Annotated in this window: 4 protein-coding genes; all 4 read right to left on the bottom strand. The window is 34.7% G+C overall.

Features of this window, described 5'->3' with window-relative positions:
• Positions 1 to 194: 194 nt before the first annotated feature.
• The 4 genes from C4N20_RS12910 to C4N20_RS12895 all read right to left on the bottom strand — a co-directional run bounded on the left by C4N20_RS12910 (position 195) and on the right by C4N20_RS12895 (position 20,986).
• Positions 195 to 10,190, bottom strand: a complete 9,996-nt coding sequence (locus C4N20_RS12910; protein WP_106878594.1) for an autotransporter-associated N-terminal domain-containing protein — start codon at positions 10,188 to 10,190, stop codon at positions 195 to 197.
• A gap of 17 nt (positions 10,191 to 10,207) precedes the next feature.
• Positions 10,208 to 10,789, bottom strand: a complete 582-nt coding sequence (locus tag C4N20_RS12905) for a hypothetical protein (RefSeq protein ID WP_005980292.1) — start codon at positions 10,787 to 10,789, stop codon at positions 10,208 to 10,210.
• Between the two features lie 517 nt (positions 10,790 to 11,306).
• On the bottom strand, positions 11,307 to 11,516 hold the full coding sequence (locus C4N20_RS12900) for a hypothetical protein (RefSeq protein WP_005980294.1): 210 nt from the start codon (positions 11,514 to 11,516) through the stop codon (positions 11,307 to 11,309).
• Positions 11,517 to 11,596: 80 nt separating this feature from the next.
• Entirely contained in the window at positions 11,597 to 20,986 is a 9,390-nt protein-coding gene (locus C4N20_RS12895) for an autotransporter-associated N-terminal domain-containing protein (protein WP_106878593.1), read from the bottom strand.
• Between the last annotated feature and the right edge of the window lie 12 nt (positions 20,987 to 20,998).

Here is a 20,998-nt window from a genome sequence, read left to right as displayed (position 1 = left end):
TAAAATCTTAGAAAGAATTAAATATATTTATGATTTTTTCAGTAAAAAATATATAAATCTCAGTTATAAAAAAGGTGGCTAATTTTTAAGCCACCTTTCCTATTTATCTTTAATTTTTCTATTACAGTTTTATTCTTCTTCTGTTTTTTAGACTAGTTTTTCTATTTTCTTATAACCTTTTAATATATTATTTTTTAGAATTTGTAATTGAATCTTACACCATATTTAATTGATGAATCTTTCTTATGACTTTCATCTGCTGCTTCCACTTCGAATGTTACTCCCATGTGGTTGGCTTTTTCTACTGTAAGTCCAATCTTACCAGTCAGTTTTCCTTCTCTCTCTTCTGGAGTGATTAAGCTGTAATATCCTTCCTCTCCATTTTTAAGTCTTGCTTTGTTTCCATCATAGTTGTCTCCAAATTCATATGCATATTTTACATCTGCTGTTACTTTTACTGAGATATCATTTCCTGCATAGATTCTTTGAGATGCCTTCACTCCAGCTCCTGCCTGTGCGCTTAGATAATCATTATCTTTAATCTGCACTTCAAGTCCGCCTTTGCTTCCAGCGCTTTCTTTAAAGTCATCTATTTTTCCATACTCTAAGTCTAAATCAGCATATACATCCAACTGTCTAGACAGATCTGTATAGATAACCTTTGTAAGTCTGTTGTCAAGTGCTACAGAGTAAGTATTGTACTCTCCTTTGTTTTCAAATGTTTCATGAAGATTAAGCTTTCTCTTAGCAATATGTCTGTTGTATCCAAGCTCTATTCTTGACAGCCATGATACTTTATGTTCCTCACTTAGATTTTTAACTCTATGTGCTCCTACTCTCAATGAGTATACATCCTCTTTTGATCCACCATCATCAAAGTCAAACTTCGATCCTGCAAATCCTACTGTATATCCATATTTGCTTCCATATTCTGACCCTTCTTTTTCTTTCATATACAGAAGCCCCATTACTTTGTAATCATAGTCATCTATTCCTAAAGTAGAATCTTTGTAGTTTCCATCAGTATAGATAACACTGTATTTACTGCTGTCTTTTGTCAGATTGTATGAAGATTCAAGTTCATAGAAAGAGTTGTCAAATGCTCTGTTGATATCCTGCATTCTTCCTTGAATAGTTGCATATATATCCCCTCTGAATTCTGAAAGCTTTTGTGATGTTTCTCTTTCAAACTGGTCTGCTGCTAATCCATCTAAATATTCATTTAAACCTTTTAGTATTTCAGCATCTCTTCCGCTTCCACCACTATTTTTAAGTATATTGTCAAGTCCTTTATCCATAGCATCGAACTGCTCCCCTATTGTAAGGTCGGCATATGGTCTTTTCACCACAGCTAAATGTCCATCTGTTGTTATCTTCGCTACAAACAATGGTGATGTCTTTGTAGTTAGTTTTGAACCTGATACTGTTCCTGCTGCTGTATTTAGGAAATTCTGGAATAGATATGAAATTCCATTTCCTGTAGATGCAAAGTTAGAAAGCAGTTTTACCTCTCCAGTTACATTTGAAGCATTAAACATAGGTACTCCTGTTGTTACATCTACATAAGCGCCATTTACAACAATGGCTCCTGCTGCATTTAATGTTCCTCCAATAGCTACATACTGATCATTAATTGTAATAGTTCCATCAGATTCTATTTTTACAGCACCTATGTTAGCTGGACCAGATGATCCACCAAGATTTGTTGCTGTTCCGCTTCCTGATACATTAATAGTTCCTTTATTTATAACTGTTCCTGCTCCCTGTATTCCTACACCACCAGTTACATTAAGAACTCCTGTATTATCAAGAACAGCTCCAGTTTCCACAAGCATTCCTACTCCAGCATTTACATTTATAGTTCCTGTATTAAGAATTCTTCCACCATTAAATGCTGCCATTCCTACAGTTTCTGCTCCACATGCTGCCAGATTAGTTCCCAGAGTAATAGTTCCTTCATTTAATGCTATTCCTCCATCTTTTACAAGGATTCCTACTCCTCCGCCGTCAATGTTCAGTACTCCAGCTCCTTTATTTGTAAAGTAGCTTCCTGTACCTGTTACATAAACTCCTACTGAATGATCATGATTAACAGTTATTGTTCCTGTATTTTCTGCAATAGTTCCTCCTGCCAGATACATTCCAACAGAGTTTAAATGGTCGTCAGTTTTACTATGATCTCCTGATGGTCCTAAATCAGTAGCTCCCACTGTTATATTTCCAGAATTATATACTTTATTCTTTCCATCAGAGAAGATTCCAACTGCTGATGTATCAAGTATCATACTAGCCCCATTATTTATTGTTGATGCCAGTGCTCCTGATTGTTTTGCATAGATACCGTATCCACCTTTTCCTATATTCCAGTTCCCTGCTGATGTTGTAATTACTCCTGCTCCATCAGCTTTATAGATACCAATAGACTTCTCTCCTACACTTATAGCGCCATTATATGTCACATTTCCAGTTCCTTGACTTACAATTCCTACAGCTGTATTATTTCCAAGAGATATATCTGAAGTAACCTTCATATTAATTCCCTTACCATAGAAGGCAATTGTTCCATTTCCTCCTGTAGTTCCACCTGTAAATTCTGCTTCCATATTTCCAGATGTTCCTGTTCCATAAAAACCAATAGCGTTATCTTCAAGAGTCATGACATTTCCTACTCCCAGATGAGTTATACTTCCTCCTGTCATCTGATCTCCATAGATTCCTATACTGTTCTCTTTTACAGTAACATTTCCACTTCCAGTATATGTTCCACCTTTCATAAATATTCCAATAGACGAACTGCTCTTATCAGCTGTATATGTAGAATTTCCTACGAAAATTCCTGAATTTGCTGTGATATTACTATTATCTCCATAGATTCCTATATTTTTATCTCCTGCTATTGTCACTGTTCCACCAGCATTAAGTACTGACCCTTGCTGCGCCATAATTCCTATTTGGTTCTGTCCTGAAATATTTACTCCGCTGGCTGTACCAGATGAATTGTTCAATACCATTCCTATTGTATAGTTTCCTGTTTGATTGATAGTTGGAGCTGTTCCTATTCCAGTTACACCATCATAGTAGATACCCATTGAATATTTTGAAGCTGTTCCGCTTTGCAGATTAATAGCAGTCCCTGTAAGTGTTGGTACAGAACCTTTGATGTATGCTCCTATTCCACCATTTGTTACTGTAATTGATGTTGCTCCAAGTGTTGTTACAGTTCCCCCATTAGCAGCGATTCCTATCTGATCATTTACAACAAGATTTCCAGCAAATGATAAATTTCCCCCATTTGAATAAAGGTATACTCCTCCAGTTCCTACACTTACTTTAGAAGCATCATTCACCACAGCTGTTGATGCTGTATTTACATATACTCCTATTCCGTTAACTCCTGTTGTAACTGTAGATGCAGCGCTAAGTGTAACATTAGCACCGTTTGTTGCTACAATACCTATTGCGTTATTTCCAGCACCTACTGATATATTTCCATTAATTATTCCTGTTGCAGCTGCTCCTGTAGCCATTACTCCAATACTGTCTGCTCCAAGTGAAATAGTTCCTACAGATGCTGGTACAGCTGTATTTTCAAGTACAAGTCCTGTATTATTTGAACCTGATCCTGTTATGCTGTTTCCTGATGCAAGAGCTGCTCCATCTTTCAGATAAACTCCTATTCCATTACTTCCATTCATTTTTACATTATTATTTTGGACTGTAATTCCTGTACCATTAAATACTGCATATATTCCTATTCCATTAGCTCCTACATTAATAGTTCCAGTATTTACTACATTTGCTGTATCTGTATATATTCCTATTGATGGATCATTTCCAGCAGACTGTCCAGATGCGCTGATAGTTCCAGCATTTGTTATTGTCACTAGAGCTCCTGGTCCTGCTCCTGATTTTATAGCTGCAAGTCCTATTCCTCCGCTAGTAGCATTGATAATCCCTGAAGCTGTATTTCTTATTTCTTTAGGAGTAGTTGTAGCTGCTCCATATTCTCCTAAAAGTCCTACTGCTCCTGTTCCTATATTTAGTGTACCGCTTGATGTAAGGCTTCCATCTTTTGTAGCTGCAAGAGAACCTGATCCTGTAACACTGATATTGCTTCCAATATTCATTGTTCCGCCATTATTGTATATTCCTATTCCGCCTCCTGATGAGAAGTTAAATGTAAGGCTTCCTGTTGTTCCAAGATTAGCTGTTCCCTGATCTATATATACACCTGTTCCACCATTTTTTACATTCAGAACAGTTGTACCTGTTGTAAGAGTAGTTCCATTTGCTACATAGATACCTATTCCATTTTCTGTAGTAACTGTACCATTGTGTGTAAGATTAGCTCCTGTTCCCAGATAGATTCCTACTCCATTTTTAGCATTTACAGTTACATTGTTCATAGTATATGTTCCTATTCCATTTGCCAGAAGTACTCCTATTGATGTATTTGATGAGTTAGTACCAGTTGTAATTACAGATCCATTAAATGAAACTGTATTATCCAGTACATATGCTCCAACAGAATCCTGTCCTGTTGTTATATTTCCTGATATTACTGTTCCACTTTCAGCTGCAACTCCTACTGCTTCTGCTCCTGTTACATTTACTGCAAAGTCTATCTTGGCATTTTCTCCAAATACTCCTACTCCTCCTGAACCTATATTTAAAGTTCCAGCAGTGATTTTATTTGCACCTGTATCCTTCAGATAAATTCCTACTGCATTTGATGCAATAGTTCCTCCAGTTCCGTTAAAGCTGTGAGCTGCTCCATCTACATATACTCCTGTTCCTGTTGTTGCAGTTATTGTTCCTGTATTTTTTCCTGAACTTGTTCCATTCCCTGCTACATACATTCCAAGATTGCTTCCTACTGTAATTGTATTCTTGTTTTCTACAGAAGCTGTATCTGATGATGCATCAGTTTTAGCAACCATCCCTGCTGATGATGTTCCTGTAGATCCTGTTAAATCAATAGCTCCATTATTTATTCCACTTCCCTTTCCTGTATATATACCTATGTTGCTGCCTGTACCTGTCATAGTTATATTTCCATTTGAAGTCAGTGTTGAGTTTCCTCCTACATATGAAGCTATATTATTACTTCCCCCTGTTGATGTTATATTTTTAGCATTAACAAGATTTATTCCATCTGCTGCATATATTCCTATACTTTTATTTCCTGTAAGTTCAACTTCAGCTCCATTTGTTACAGTTCCTGAAGCTGTTCCCTTGCTGTAGTATACTCCTATATTATCAACTGTAGCTGTATTGTTTACTGTGATTTTTCCTCCAGATGCATAAGCCCCATCAGTAAGATACATTCCTGTTCCTTTATCCAGATCTGTATTAAGAGTTAATCCTCCTGCGCCTATTGTTACAGCTCCACCACTTCCATATACTCCTACTGCTCCTACTCCTGATGCACCTCTGGCAGTTACAGTTCCTGTGATAGTTGATCCTCCATCAATAAATACTCCTGTAGTTTTTTCTCCTATAGCTGTTACATTTACATTTAAAGTATTATTGCCTTTTGAATAGATACCTACTGCTTCACCTTGAACAACAAGCTGCCCTGTTGTATTACTTGTAAATGTACTTCCAGTACCAGCATTTTCAAGATAGATTCCTACAGTTTTATTTCCTGCTGTTGTTGGAGTTCCTACTCCATCTACTGTTACAGTTTTTACAGGATCTATTCCAACAGTTGCATCTTTACCATAAACATAGATGTTCTTATTTTCATTATTATTTGAAAATAGAATATTGTCTTTAAATTCAACTTCACCTTTGTGTGCAAATACTCCCAGACTATCTGATGTTCCTGGTATGAAATTGATGGTATTTCCTATATTTAGCTCTGCCTTCGCACCATCTTTAACAAAGATACCTGTAGAGTTATTTACATTAAGATTTATTATATTTCCATTGGCAACTGTGTTTCCAGGACCTTCAGCATACATTCCTATATGAGTAGAATTATTTACATTGATAGTTCCTGTATTAATTATTTTCCCTATCTTTGTATACATACCAACAGCACCAGTTTTTGTTCCTGTCAGATTGATAATTCCTGTATTAGTTGCTGTATTGGCGCTTGTATTTCCTTTTAGGAAAATACCGACTCCATCTTTTCCTACATCTATCTGTCCGCCAGATGACAGATTCATATTTTCTACAAATACAGCTGTTCCTTTATCAAAAGCTGAAGCATCTATAGCTATACCTATACTTTGTGATTCTGAACCTGTTCCTTTGTAGAAAATACCAGTTTTACCATTTGCATCTGTTCCTGATCCTGCTGCAAGAATTACTGATGTAGCTGTAATATTTGATGTCCCATCAACCATTACACCAATTCCATCTGCTCCCAATGTAAGAGTTCCAAGACTACTGATAGTTGAACCTTTAATACCATAAATTCCAATTCCTTCTTTTCCTGTTTTAATATTTCCACTATTGGCAATGAGAGACTTATCTCCATAGATTCCTATAGCAGCATTTGTAGCTGTTGATTCTCCTACCTCTATTGTTCCTGTATTTGTTGCTTTGGAATTTGCGCTTGATCCTCCACTGTTGTTATATGCATAGATACCTATAGTTCCAGTTCCATCAAGTTTAATATCCTGATTATTAATAATTTCTATTTTTCCTTGATTTGTAAAAATTCCTGTATTTCCAAACTCATCTACCAGAGGAGTTCCTACAGGCTGTTCTCTATATGCCATTCCTAATATTCCTATAGCATTTTTTCCTGCTACACTGATTTCACCAGCATTTGTTACAGTGCTTCCATTTACAGCATAAACTCCTACTCCACCTGCATTTACAATATTTCCTCCAGATGTTTCTTTCTCTACTTCCACTACTGCACCTGCTGCAATATCTACTTTACCAAAATTCATGTACAGTCCTATTGCTCCAGCACCTGCATCTGTTCTATCAGCTATTACTTTAGAATTAGCCAATAAATTGATTTGTGCATCTGTTGCACTTGTAGCAGCTTTACTTGAGTTCATCTCCAGTCCTACTACTTGGTTGTTAAAGTATGAAGTTGCATATGCTGTATCAGTTGAAGCTGTTACTGTCTTACCAGAAGCAACTGTGAGGTTAAGTCTCTGCCCTAAAAATCTTCTAGAATAAAAATATCCAGTAGTAGTATCATTTTGGCTATATTTATCCATATCAGCATCAATAGTTAAATCTCCACCATCTACAGTTGCTATTTTATATTTATCAAATGTAGTAACACCATCAAATCCATCTACTATACTTACTCCTGATCCCAGATTTGTTTCAACAGTACTTTTTAAACTATTAGAAAGAAGCCCAGTTGCATTTTTCAGATTTGCTACTGTAGCATCATTTGACATCATTGTGATTGTTGTTCCATTTAATGTTACTTTAGGAGCAAGCAGATCAAGTTCTACTCCTGTTGCTTTTCCTGAAAGCTCTAACTTAGCATTAGTTAAGTTAATTGTTCCATTCCCATCAGAATATGCAGCATATCCTTCTCCAGAATATTTTAATTCTGAACCTATCAGACTGATACTTGTTCCTGCTCCAAAGGCTGCTACTCCTGCTGCTCCATTTTTTACTTCTATTTTAGCAGCTCCAAGAGTTACGTTTGCTCCACCTTCTGCATATACAGCTAATCCTTTTGTTGTTGGATTTGATGTATCATCTATACTTATACTCAATGCGTTTCCTGATGTTGATGTTATTGTTCCACCATTGCTGTATATTCCTGTTGTTCCAGCAGTTCCTTTTAAAGCAACAGTTCCACTTATATTTACTGTACTTTCATTATATATTCCAGAAGAAGCCTCTCCAGAAACCTCTATATTACTTCCATTGGAAATAGTAAATGTTCCTGTATTATATATTCCTGATTTATTATTTCCTGTTCCAAGAACTTTTACAGTTCCACTATTACTTCCAATAGCTGTATCTAATACTCCTATTCCTACATTATTATTTCCTGACCCAGTTATTTCTACAGTTCCTTTATTTTCTACAGAAGCTCCAGTAGTCCCACTTGAAAGAAGTCCAGTAAAGCTTCCTAAAGTGCTGCTTAATTTTGCATTATTTATTATTTTTCCAGTTTTAGTTGCCTGAGCAAATATATTTCCCGTAGACCCTAGTGTAGAGCTTATATCTTTACTTATCTGGATTCCATATTTATCACTTCTTACAAGAACACTATTTTTAGCCCCAGCCCCAAAACTGAATGTCCCCATAGTTATACTATTTAACAGCATATCATTTATATTATTTGCTGAATAATTAGCATTTCTCAGGAATCCTACAACATTTTCTCCAGTAACTTCTATATTCAAGTTTGAAATATTAGCTATTGGATTAATATTTGCTGCACTTGACAAATATTTTGCAATAGATACTCCTACATTATTTTTTCCACCAACAGTAATTTTTGTTGCAGCATTACTTGAGTTTAATCCTGAAGTTATTGTAACTCCATTATCAAAATATGTGTTTCCATGTATGTCATTCATTCTTAATCCATAGTTATTTTCCCCATTAACTTCAATATTTCCTACAGAAACATCTACCAATAAGTAATTATTAACATAATTACCAAAATCAATACCTATACTATTTTGGCTATTGATAATTATTTTCCCAGTATTAATTGTTTTATGTCTTGCACTTCCTGCATTTGGAGAAGTTTCAGTATCAATCATTATTCCAATTATATTATTTCCACTAGATAATAATATTTCTCCTCTATTTTCAAATACAGAATATGCTCCTACATGACAATTTGCATTCCATAATTGATGTTCTACTCCAACTAGAACATTGGTATTATTTGTAGCTGCAATTCCTTGCAATTCTAATTTTCCAGAAAATACAGCTCTTCTTTCTCCAGCAGCGTTGATTCCATGATATGATCCTCCTATCCCACCAACTCCAGCAGGATTATGACTTAAGAATATTTTTGTTGTATTCCCTCCTCCTGCATCCTTCATTACATATTCTCCACCAATATTAGCATTATGATCTCTAAGCTCATTAATAAACGCATTTAATAATGTTGTAGTAGAACCAGGTGCTAATTGATATGTTCCTGGTGTTGCTGGATAAGAAGAACCGTTTGTATTTGTTACTGTTGTTATTGTTCCTCCTGTCCAAGTTGTTCCAGCACTTCCAGTTGTTATTATTACAGGAGTATCTGTAGTATATGTATCATAATTCTGGATAATGATATTACTTTTTGGCGTATCTATAGCTGATCCCTGACCAAAACCAGTTCCATTAAATGATATTACTGGTGGAGTAAAGTCTTGTGGAACTATTACCTGTGGTGCTCCTGGTTTATTTGGAGTGATTATTATTGTTGGTGTAAATCCTTTTGGTGCTGTTATAGGAGCCACTTCAATATTTTTATCCTCTGGTGTATTTGGTGTTGTTATTGTTGGTGCTGTTACTGATATTGCAGCTACTGCACTTGGTGTTGCCACTGACACTGATGCCCCCATTGGTGCTGTTGGAGGTATTATTACTGGTGCTGTTATTGATGATATTACTGGTACTACAGGATTTACAGTTCCAGGAAGTCCTCCAAGATTTACTGTTGGTGTTGTTACACTTACATTTATATTTGGCTCTATTATTGGTAATTCTGGATTTAATGATTTAATATTTGCTCCTAAATTAATTGTTTCACTGAAACTCTCATTATCAACAGCTACTCCATTACCAGACATTATTTTGTCTTTCCCTATATTCCCAGAAGACCTAAGAATACTTCTTCCACTTCTTGTTCCGTAATGCTTGTTTATTGCATCTATAGTTTCAGAAAATTCCTTTTCTGTTTTGTCTTTCATTTTCCCATTATCTAAATATTGATAAGTAAAAAAGATTTGTGTACTATTGAATAAAGGTTTTGAATAAAAATCTCCCTTTCTTACAAGTTCCACAAAGTCTGAATTATATTCTTTTATCAGTCTTTCATTTTCTGCTATTTTCCTTTTTATTTCTTCTCGTTCTGTTTGAATCCTAGTTAAAAGATCGCTTTTAGTTTCCTGTATTTCCTCTGCTGTTATTCCTGCACCTAAAGATATTCCTCCTGTTATCATGAAGGCTATCAAAAGCGAAAGAGAATAACTGACTTTTCTTTTCAAAAACCTCTTTAGAGATTTTTCAATGTCACCTTTTCTCATAAAATCTTTCCCCCTATTTAATTTCCTGCTCTTACTTTCTGTTCCATTCTATCTAATCTACTCAAGTATTCATTAAGCTTCTCATTTTCTAATAAAAGAAGTTCAATTTCATTATTATTTGAGTTAAACTGATCATACACTTCATCGAATTTCTGACTTAAAAATACTCTGTTCTCATCAGCTTCCATCCCCAAAACCTCTTCAAGTTTTATGATTTCTTCTTCCTCCATTTTCAGAAATGCCATTCTTTCCTTTCCAATTTCAAAAGCTGCTCCAGCTGCTGCTATTCTAGCTTCAGGATTATTGTCGCTTCTGAATACTTTCTCTTCAAGAGATTCATTCATATCTCTTCTAATATCCTCAAGTATTTTTTTCCCCTTTTTCTCTTCAGCTTTTTCTGCTGCTATTCTGGCTTTTTCCTCTTCTGCTTTTGCTTTTTCAGCATCTTCAATGGCTTTCAGTTTTGCCTTTTCTTCAGCCTGTATTTCTCTTCTTATCTGTTCAAGAACTTTTCTCCCCTCTTTTTCACTTACTTCCTGTGAATAAAGTGCTGTTGTCAAACAAGATATAAAAAGAAATATCCCCAATATTTTCTTCATGTTTCTTTCCTCCTTAAGAATAAATTACTTTTAATATATTAATTTTTTTAATAAAAAATTATCCCTCCTTTTACAAAAAACGACAAACAAATATTCCAAACATAAGTTTTTTAGAATTTATTCGTTTTATATTTTAACAATTAAATAAGTTTACATTTAAAACATATTCAAATAATTATACCACAATATTTTTTTACATACAATTAAAAAACAATTATATAACTTTTGATCGTTAATGTTTTAATAAAAAAGCAATATATGTACATACAATTTAAAATCATATTTTTTATATTTAAAGAAAGCTAATAGAATTAAAAATTTTAAATTATTTTTACACAATAATGATTTTTTTAATGAAAATATTAAGGAAAAATAAATTTGAATGGAAAACTTGCAGAAATTTGTTATGAGTTTTTAAGAATAGATTGCTGAATTAGAATATTTTTTATTAAAATGAATAATTATAGAAAAAATAAAAAAAGTGTAAAGGTATTTAAATCATTTACACTTTTTTATTTTATATACTATCATCTTTTTCTCTTAAAGTTTTTTCATATCTTTTAAAAAGATTAAAAATTATATTATTTTTTGATCCATATTCTTTTTTTAAACTTTTTAGGCTTTCTTGAATTAATAAATATTCTTCTTCAGTAAAGCGACATCCAAAAGCACAGTAATTTTTCACTCCACTGCCTAAAGGACGGCCTCTTTTTCTTTTTTTTTCCATAACTTTACTTTAACCTCCTTTAGAATAGCATTAGACTGCTCTTAAATAAGAGCAGTCTAATGTTTTAATTATTGCTTTAATTAGAATTTGTAATTGAATCTTACACCATATTTAATTGATGAATCTTTTTTGTGTCCTTCATCTGCTGCTTCCACTTCGAATGTTACTCCCATGTGGTTCGCTTTTTCTACTGTAAGTCCAATTTTTCCTGTTAGTTTTCCTTCTCTTTCTTCTGGAGTAATTAGGCTGTAATATCCTTCCTCTCCATTTTTAAGTTTTGCTTTGTTTCCATCATAGTTGTCTCCAAATTCATATGCATATTTTACATCTGCTGTTACTTTTACCGAGATATCATTTCCTGCATAGATTCTTTGAGATGCCTTCACTCCAGCTCCTGCCTGTGCGCTCAGATAATCATTGTCTTTAATCTGCACTTCAAGTCCGCCTTTGCTTCCAGCGCTTTCTTTAAAGTCATCTATTTTTCCATACTCTAAATCTAAATCAGCATATACATCCAACTGTCTAGAAAGATCTGTATAGATAACTTTTGTAAGTCTGTTGTCAAGTGCTACAGAGTAAGTATTGTACTCTCCCTTATTTTCAAATGTTTCTTGAAGGTTAAGTTTTCTCTTAGCAATATGTCTGTTGTATCCAAGTTCTATTCTTGACAGCCATGATACTTTATGTTCCTCACTTAGATTTTTAACTCTATGTGCTCCTACTCTCAATGAGTATACATCCTCTTTTGATCCACCATCATCAAAGTCAAACTTAGATCCTGCAAATCCTATTGTATATCCATATTTACTTCCATACTCTGTTCCTTCTTTTTCCTTCATATACAGAAGTCCCATTACTTTGTAATCATAGTCATCTATTCCCAATGTAGAATCTTTGTAGTTTCCATCAGTATAGATAACACTGTATTTACTGCTGTCCTTTGTCAGATTGTATGAAGATTCAAGTTCATAGAAAGAGTTGTCAAATGCTCTGTTGATATCCTGCATTCTTCCCTGAATAGTTGCATAGATATCTCCTCTTGTTTCAGCTAATTTCAATGATGTCTCTCTTTCAAATTGATCTGCTGGAAGCCCTTCCAGATATTCATTCAACCCTTTCAGAATTTCAGCATCTCTTCCACTTCCACCACTATTTTTAAGAATATTATCCAGTCCTTTATGTAAAGCATCAAACTGCTCTCCTATTACTAGATCTGCATATGGTCTTTTAGCTATAACAAGGCTTCCTTTATCTGTTACTTTTGCAATAAACAGAGGTGATGTTACAGGAGTAAGTTTAGTTCCTGTAATTGCTCCCATTGCTGTATTTACAAAACCATCTATCTCATATGAAATTCCATTTCCTGTTGCTGCAAAGTTTGGAAGCAGTTTTACTTCTCCGCTTACACTGTTTGCATTAAATAGAGGTGTTCCAGTTGTTACATCTACATATGCTCCATCTACTATTATATTTCCTGCTGTAGAAAGAGTTCCTCCAATAGAAGTATAGTTTCCATTGATTTTAATAGTTCCATCTGGTGTGATTGTAACAGATCCTATTTCAGCAGTTGCTAATCCACCATTTCCTATAGCTGATCCGCCATTTACTACTATATGTCCAGCGTTTATTGTACTTCCAATACCTTCTATTCCCACCCCATTGTTTACTACAATAGTTCCATTATTCTCAAATATTGTTCCTGTACCAACAAGCATTCCTGCCCCTTGATTTACTGTAATAGTTCCATTATTAATGATAGTAGCTCCTGCTCCATATGATGCCATACCTATTGTTACAGCTCCGCATGATGCTAGTGTTCCTCCTAAATTAATGTCACCTCCTACAGCATTTACAGCTACTGCACCATTTCTTACAAGAATTCCTACTCCACCATTATCTACATTGATAGTTCCTGTATTTGTGAATCTTGTTTCTGTTCCTTCTCCATATACTCCTACTGAATGATCATGGTTTACAGTTATCGTTCCAGAACTTGTTGCTACAGTTCCTCCTGTTAGATACATTCCTATAGAATTTAAATGCTTATCAGTTTTATCATGCTCTCCATTTACATCTGTTTTTCCTACAGTTATATCTCCAATGTTATTTACTATATTTTTTCCACTTGAGAATATTCCTACAGCTGCTGTTTCTAAAGTCATATCAGCATTATTGTTAATTGTTGCTGATTGTTCTGCTGCCTGTTTCAAGAAAATTCCATATCCATTATTTCCTACATTCCAGTTACCTGCTAATACATTTACAGTTCCTGTTCCATCTAGTTTATAGATACCTACTGAACCAGTATCATTTACTCCAGTTCCTTTATCTTCTATTGTCAGATCCCCTGAATATGTTACATTTCCATTTCCTTCACTTACTATTCCTATACTTGTATTTGTTCCAACATACATATCACCTGTTACAGATGAGTTTATATTTTTAGCATACACTCCTATAGAATTGTTATCTCCAAGTGTTATTCCTGTAGTATTTACAGTTAAGCTGTTAGTTCCTGTTCCTTCACCATAGAATCCAAGTGATGAATTTCCTACACCAAGAGTTCCTCCATTATGCTGTATATTATTTTGAATACCTGTTGCATATAATCCTATTCCGTTATTTCCTACAGAAACATTTCCACTTCCAATATAGCTTCCACCATTCAACACTACTCCAACAGGTATATCCTCTGTATTAGTTAGAGTTGAATCAGCTACAGTTATTCCGCTTACAGTTAATTTGCTGTCTTTTCCATATACTCCTATGTTTCCTTTTCCTCCTACAGTTACTGTTCCCAGTCCTGTATCAGAACCTGAAGCAAATATCCCTATTTTGTTTTGTCCGCCAGTTGTTGTTATTGCTCCAGTTACTGTATTTACTCCACCACTGATAGCTGCCTTGATTGAATAGTCTGCATCTGCTATTGCTGGAAGATTTATAGTTCCTGAAGTATTCAAATAATATCCTCCAATAGAGTAATTATCTTTATCTCCTGCATGAAGAGTCACTGTTCCAGTTGCTGCTCCCAATGTTGCTCCATTTACTACATATCCTACACCCTTTGTTACATTTAATGTTCCAAAGTCTAAAATACTTCCTGCTCCTACCAGATACATTCCTATACCATTATTAGTTACATTTATTGTTCCCAGCGCATTATCAATATTTCCAACATCAGCATACATACCTACTGCATCTTTTCCTGTTACATTTATCAGATTATCATTTTTAACAGTTACCAGAGCCCCTGTTCCTGTAGCTACCAGTCCAAGTCCTCCTGCCTGTACATTTATAACACCTGTTGCAGTATTTGATACAGTAAATGGTCCTCCAGCGCTGTATACTCCAAGAAGTCCAGCTGAACCATCTCCTATTGTGATAGTTCCTGAGTTAGAAAGATTTCCATCTTTTGTAGCTGCTAGTGTTCCTGTTCCACTTCCAATAACTATATTAGCTCCAAGATTTACTGTACCTCCATTGTTAAATGAAAGTATTCCTCCTCCGCCATTAAAGTTTACTGTAAGTGTTCCTGATGTTCCTAGATTAGCTGTAGCTCCTGTATCTACCAATACTCCTATTCCAGTTCCTGTTATATTTATAGTTCCCGCATTGGCATTAAGAAGAGTTCCTGTTCCTTTTAAATACATTCCTATTGCGCCATTTCCTACATTTGTAGTTGCTGAATAGTTTATTGTATTTCCATTATCTGTAAGGATACCAATAGTTCCTAAAGTAGGAGCATTTATTGTAGAATTTCCTACTGTGTGAGTAAGTCCTGTTCCACCAAGATATAGTCCGATAGATGATGTACTTGTAACTCCTCCTGCTGTTATTACTGCTCCATTTACACTTGCTGTATTATCTGCAAGGTAAACTGCAACTGTATCTTTTGAATTTCCAGCATTTACAGTTCCAGATACTACTGAACCATTTTCTGCATATATACCAGTTCCTGATGTTCCATTAATAGTAACAGGGAAATCTATTTTAGCATTATCTCCATATACCCCTACTGAATTAGCTGCAAGAGTTATAGTTCCTGCATTTGTTATTTTTCCAGCTCCTGTATTATCAAGTACAATACCAGTTCCTGCACCTGTCAGATTTATTGTTCCACCAGCTCCATTAAATCCTGTATTTGCACCTTTTACATATACTCCAGTTCCTGTTGTTGCATTTATAGTTCCAGCATTTATTCCTGTACTTGTTCCTGTTCCGCTCAGTACAGCCATACCAACTGAATTATCAGCTGTTATTGTTAAGCTGTTTTTTACAACAGCTGTTGCTGAAGCTGTTCCTTCTGCTACCATTCCTGCTGCTGTTGAACCAGCTCCTGTCAGACTTATTGTTCCTTTATTATCTGCTGTTCCATTATCTGCATAATATCCAACTGCTGCTCCAGCTGTTGTTCTGTTAAAGTTTCCTGTTGCAGTATATGTTGAACCACCGCTTACTAAAGCTCCTACTGAACCAGTCGCTGTATTATCAGTTATATTTTTGCTGTTAGTTACTTTTATTCCCCCATTAGCATAAATACCTACTTCCTGATTAGTTCCAGCAAGAATAATTTCTGCTCCATGAGCTGCTGTTTTTGTATTTGCTCCTGTGTAGTATACCCCTATATTTGCAGTTGATGAGTTGTTTGTAACAGTGATTGTTCCTCCAGTTACTCCAGCTCCATCAGCAAGATACATTCCTGTACCTGTACTACCACCAGTTCCTATATTTAAAGCAAGTCCGCCAGTTACATTTACCTGCCCTCCAGAAGCATATACTCCAACTGAATTTCCACTTGATGAACCAGAATTTACAACTGTATTAGCTAAAGTTCCTCCATTAGTAAAATAAATACCTACTGTACTGTCTCCAGTAGAAATATATATTCCATTTGTCAGAGAATTAGCTCCATTTGCATATACTCCTATTGCTCCATTTGTTGCTGTTAAAGTTGAATTATTAGTTAAAACATTAGTTCCATCTAAATAAATTCCAACAGATTTTTTTATAGGATCAACAACAGCTCCATTTATTGTTGTTGCATTACTTATTGTTACATTTGAATTGTTTTTAGCATAAACATATATATTTTCTCCTGAGTTGGCAATTGATACAGTTCCTCCATTTAGTACAACCTTTGCATTATCTGCTGCTATACCAAAAGATTTTGTTGAACTGAAAGTTAAATTTGAAGCTCCACTGTCTGTAATTGTTGCGCCATTTTGAACAACTATTCCTGCTGCTCCTGTTCCTTTTAAATCAATAATTCCTGTATTTACTAAATTGGCATCAGAACTTACTCCTACCATTCCTAATTGAGTAGAATCTCCCACTTCAATAGTTCCTGTATTAGTAACTGTTCCTTTTTTAGTATACATTCCTACTGCATTTGTTTTTCCAGAAGCCATCTCTATTTTTCCAGCATTAGTTGCACTTCCACTGTTTACATATACTCCTACTCCACTTGCTCCAATTTTCAATGTAGTACTAGAACCAGTAGAAGCTCCTGTTGCTCCCTGAACATATAATGAAGTCATATTGCTTATTGAACCTGTATCTATTATTCCTCCAGGAGTTGCTATTGAAGTTGCTGCTGGAGAACTTGTATCCCCATGAATTGCTAGTAAAACTCTGTCACTAACTCCTCCTGTTGTTGTTATTGTTCCCAAAACTGCTGATGAATCCAATTTTGAATCTGGACTTAAAGCAATACCAGTAGCGCCTTTTCCTAATTCAAGGTTTCCAATATTTGTTATTGTAACTGCGTTTTCTCCATACATTCCTGTAGAATTTTCTCCTACTTTCAATGTTCCTGTATTTCCTATTTTTGTTTCAGATTCATATCCTGTTCCAGTTCCACTGGCATATATTCCTATTGAGTCTTTTCCAACAGTTATATTTCCTGCATTGACAGCTGATATTTCTCTATTCATTCCAATGGCTAAACTAGCATCTCTACTATTATTTTCAAGATATATACCTACTGATTTCTCCCCATTAGTTACTATATTTCCACTATTTATTACTGAAGTTTCTCCTTGATTTAAAGCACTTGATCCAAATTCCTCTCCTGCTAAAGTTCCCAGTGAAGTTTTTCTCCATGCTGTTGCATAGATACCCAATGCTTCATCTCCATAAACATCAATTTTTCCTGTTGCCTTATTATCAACTTTTGATCCATTTGTTGCAAATATACCTGTTCCACCTTTTACAGAAATATTTACTTTTTGTACTTCAATAGTTCCATCATTGTTAATTTCTCCATAGTTAATAAATGCCCCTACTGCTCCAGCTCCTGCATCTGTTCTTCCTGCTTTTACTGTTGCTGATGAAGCTATATTAATTTTTGAAGTTGCATTAGAAGTTGCACTTTTACTTGAGTTCATCTCAAGAGCTATTACCTGTCCTTTAAAGTTAGTAGTTTGAGATGTAGCAAGTTCTGATGTAACATTTTCGTTTACATTTAAAACACTGTTTTGTGCTATAAATCTATTATAGAAGTAGAATGAAGCTCCAGATGTATCCGCTTTATTCAGTGCAGTATCTACATTTATTATAGCTTTATCCACTGCTGCCTCTATATATTGAGTATGAATTCCATCATTTGTTACTGTTACCCCTGGATTTATTGAGGCCTCTAGTGTGCTTACATCTAGTGGGGCTGTAATATTTTTAACATTAAAAACTATTACATCATTAGAAACTACTTTTACTGTTGTTCCTGTTACTGTCAATGGATTTGTTCCTGACTTATAGATATCAAATGCTGTTGCATTCCCACCAAGTATTATTGTAGAATTTTGCATATCTATTTTTCCAGTTCCATCACTATATACAGCATATCCATTATCTACTTCTATTGTTGACCCTGCTGCTATATTTATGTTTCCATTTGTATTTATTGATGCTACTCCAGCAGCACCATTTGTAACTTTTATATAAACAGGAGATAAAACATTAATAGTTCCCCCATCAGCCATTAATCCAATTCCTCTATACATACTTGAAGCATCAGTTAATGCCATTCCTGTAACTTCAATATCTGGTGTTGAAGATGACCCAAGAATATTATTTGTTAAATTAATAATTCCTCCTCCAGTTGAAAAAGCCAGCATAGAGTTATTTTTATTAGAAGTATCAGCTCCTGTTACCTGCATTCCTGTTGCTGACACATCAGAAGTTACATTAATTGTCCCTCCATCTGAATACAATAATGTTCCATTAGTTGAAGTTCCTGTTGTTTTAGCAGAATCAACTGTAATAGAATATCCATTTTTTGCATATGCTCCAACATTTCCAACAGAAGTTCCTGTGCCAAATTCTATACTACCTTTAGAAATTATATTTCCATTTTCAGTATATAGACCTACATTATTTGTTCCACCTGTTAATACTACAGATCCTGTTCCTATATTTACATTAGCTTTCGAATAGACACCAATTGAATTTTCTGCTGTTCCAGATATTGTGAAAGCATGATTTGGCTTTGTTCCAGTAGTATCATTTAAAGTTTGAGCAAATTCTGTAAAATAACCTATATTTTTTGTTCCACCTGTGATATCAGCTTTCAACACTGATTGTCCTGCTAATTGATTTGTAGGCCCTACTCCTTGAGCACCATGATATACTGCTACATTATTTGTTCCACCACTTATTATGATTGGAGCATTTAATTCAACTGTACCCTTATTAATTCCAGTTCCTAGAAATACTCCTATATTTTGACTTCCATCCTCTATTTCCATTAAACCATCATTAAAAAAACTTAGTACATGATTAACCCCACTATTTTGTCTGTCAAAAACAACCATAGCATTATTTTTACTTGAAGCTCCTTCTATTTTCATGCTTCCTGTTTGCCCATCTAATGTATGATTTGAAAATGTGAAATATCTATGTGCAGTATCTCCTACAGCTGTATAAGCATAAATTGCATTTTTTTCACCATTTACTTTTATATTACCACTATTAAATACAAATACTTGTGAAGATCCATAATTTGACGCATCCCCATATGAATGCCCTTGTAATCCAACTATATTTACTGTATTTCCAGTTAAATTAATATCTCCTTTTAAAGTTAAAAACATTGCTCTTTCATGCCCAGCAGCCATTCCATTGTTTGCTTTAGCTATGTCATAATAAGTTTGTGCTTTTGTTTTTTCATCTGATGTAGCATTAGTGATCTTTGATAGTATTGCGGCTTCTTCACCATGTGGATCAAAATGAATAAACTGTCTTAAAGTACTTACAGTTCCACTTCTTGTAGTTGCATTTATATTAACAGTTGTTCCAGTTCCAAAAGAAGAATAAGGAGATCCAACGATTCTATAAATCCCCATTTTACCTGAACCAATTCCAGTTCCACTATAACTTTTATCATCTATTGGTGCTCCTGCATATTGTGTTATTCCATCTCTTTGAAATGGCATATAGGCTGAATATCCTGTAATTTCACTATCATATCCTGAAGTAATAGTACTGTTTGAAAAATTATTAATATCCCATGTACCAGCAGTCATAATTACCTGTGAAATAATTCCATTTGAACCTCCTGTATTCCAATACCAAGATCCATCACCATTACCATCTCCAGCTGTTGTTATACTAAAAGAATTTACTGTTATAGGAACAATAACAGGAGCTGTTGGTGCTGTTGGTGCTACAACCATTGTTGGATCCACTGCATTTGGAATTGCTACAGTTGGCTTAACAATAGTCTTATCTCCTGGTACTGTTGGTGTAGGTACGCTTGGAGCTGTTACATTTATTGAAGCTACTGCTCCTGGTGTTGTTACATTAATTGTTGGAGTAGTAATTGCTGTTGGTGCTGTTGGCGCTACTATTGTTGGAGCTGTTATTGTTGGTATTCCTCCAATTGTTGGCACTCCTACTGTTATGTTGATTGTTTTATTTATTTCAGGAAGTATTGGTTCAACAGGAACGATATTTGCTCCTACTTCTATTGTTTCCCTAAATACCTCAGTATCAACAGCTACTCCATTTCCAGACATTATTTTGTCTTTTCCAATGTTTCCAGTTGATCTAAGAAGACTTCTTCCACTCTTTGTTCCATAGTGCTTGTTGATTGCATCTATAGTTTCTGCAAATTCCTTATCTGTTCTGTCTTTCATTTTTCCATTATCTAAATATTGATAAGTAAAAAAGATTTGTGTACTATTGAATAAAGGTTTTGAATAAAAATCTCCCTTTCTTACTAATTCCACAAAGTCTGAATTATATTCTTTTATCAGTCTTTCATTTTCTGCTATTTTCCTTTTTATTTCTTCTCGTTCTGTTTGAATTCTAGTTAAAAGATCCCCTTTAGTTTCCTGTATTTCCTCTGCTGTTATTCCTGCACCTAAAGATATTCCCCCTGTTATCATGAAGGCTATCAAAAGCGAAAGAGAATAACTGACTTTTCTTTTCAAAAACCTCTTTAGAGATTTTTCAATGTCACCTTTTCTCATAAAATCTTCCCC

Source organism: Fusobacterium ulcerans, assembly GCF_003019675.1.
In the GTDB taxonomy this organism is placed as follows: Bacteria; Fusobacteriota; Fusobacteriia; order Fusobacteriales; family Fusobacteriaceae; genus Fusobacterium_A; species Fusobacterium_A ulcerans.
This window is presented reverse-complemented; position numbering and strand designations above follow the sequence as displayed.

What these genes read in the sequence shown, in the direction of transcription:
- C4N20_RS12910 (WP_106878594.1), bottom strand. Translation starts at nt 10,190, where the DNA reads ATGAGAAAAGGTGACATTGAAAAATCTCTAAAGAGGTTTTTGAAAAGA.
- C4N20_RS12900 (WP_005980294.1), bottom strand. Translation starts at nt 11,516, where the DNA reads ATGGAAAAAAAAAGAAAAAGAGGCCGTCCTTTAGGCAGTGGAGTGAAA.
- C4N20_RS12895 (WP_106878593.1), bottom strand. Translation starts at nt 20,986, where the DNA reads ATGAGAAAAGGTGACATTGAAAAATCTCTAAAGAGGTTTTTGAAAAGA.
- C4N20_RS12905 (WP_005980292.1), bottom strand. Translation starts at nt 10,789, where the DNA reads ATGAAGAAAATATTGGGGATATTTCTTTTTATATCTTGTTTGACAACA.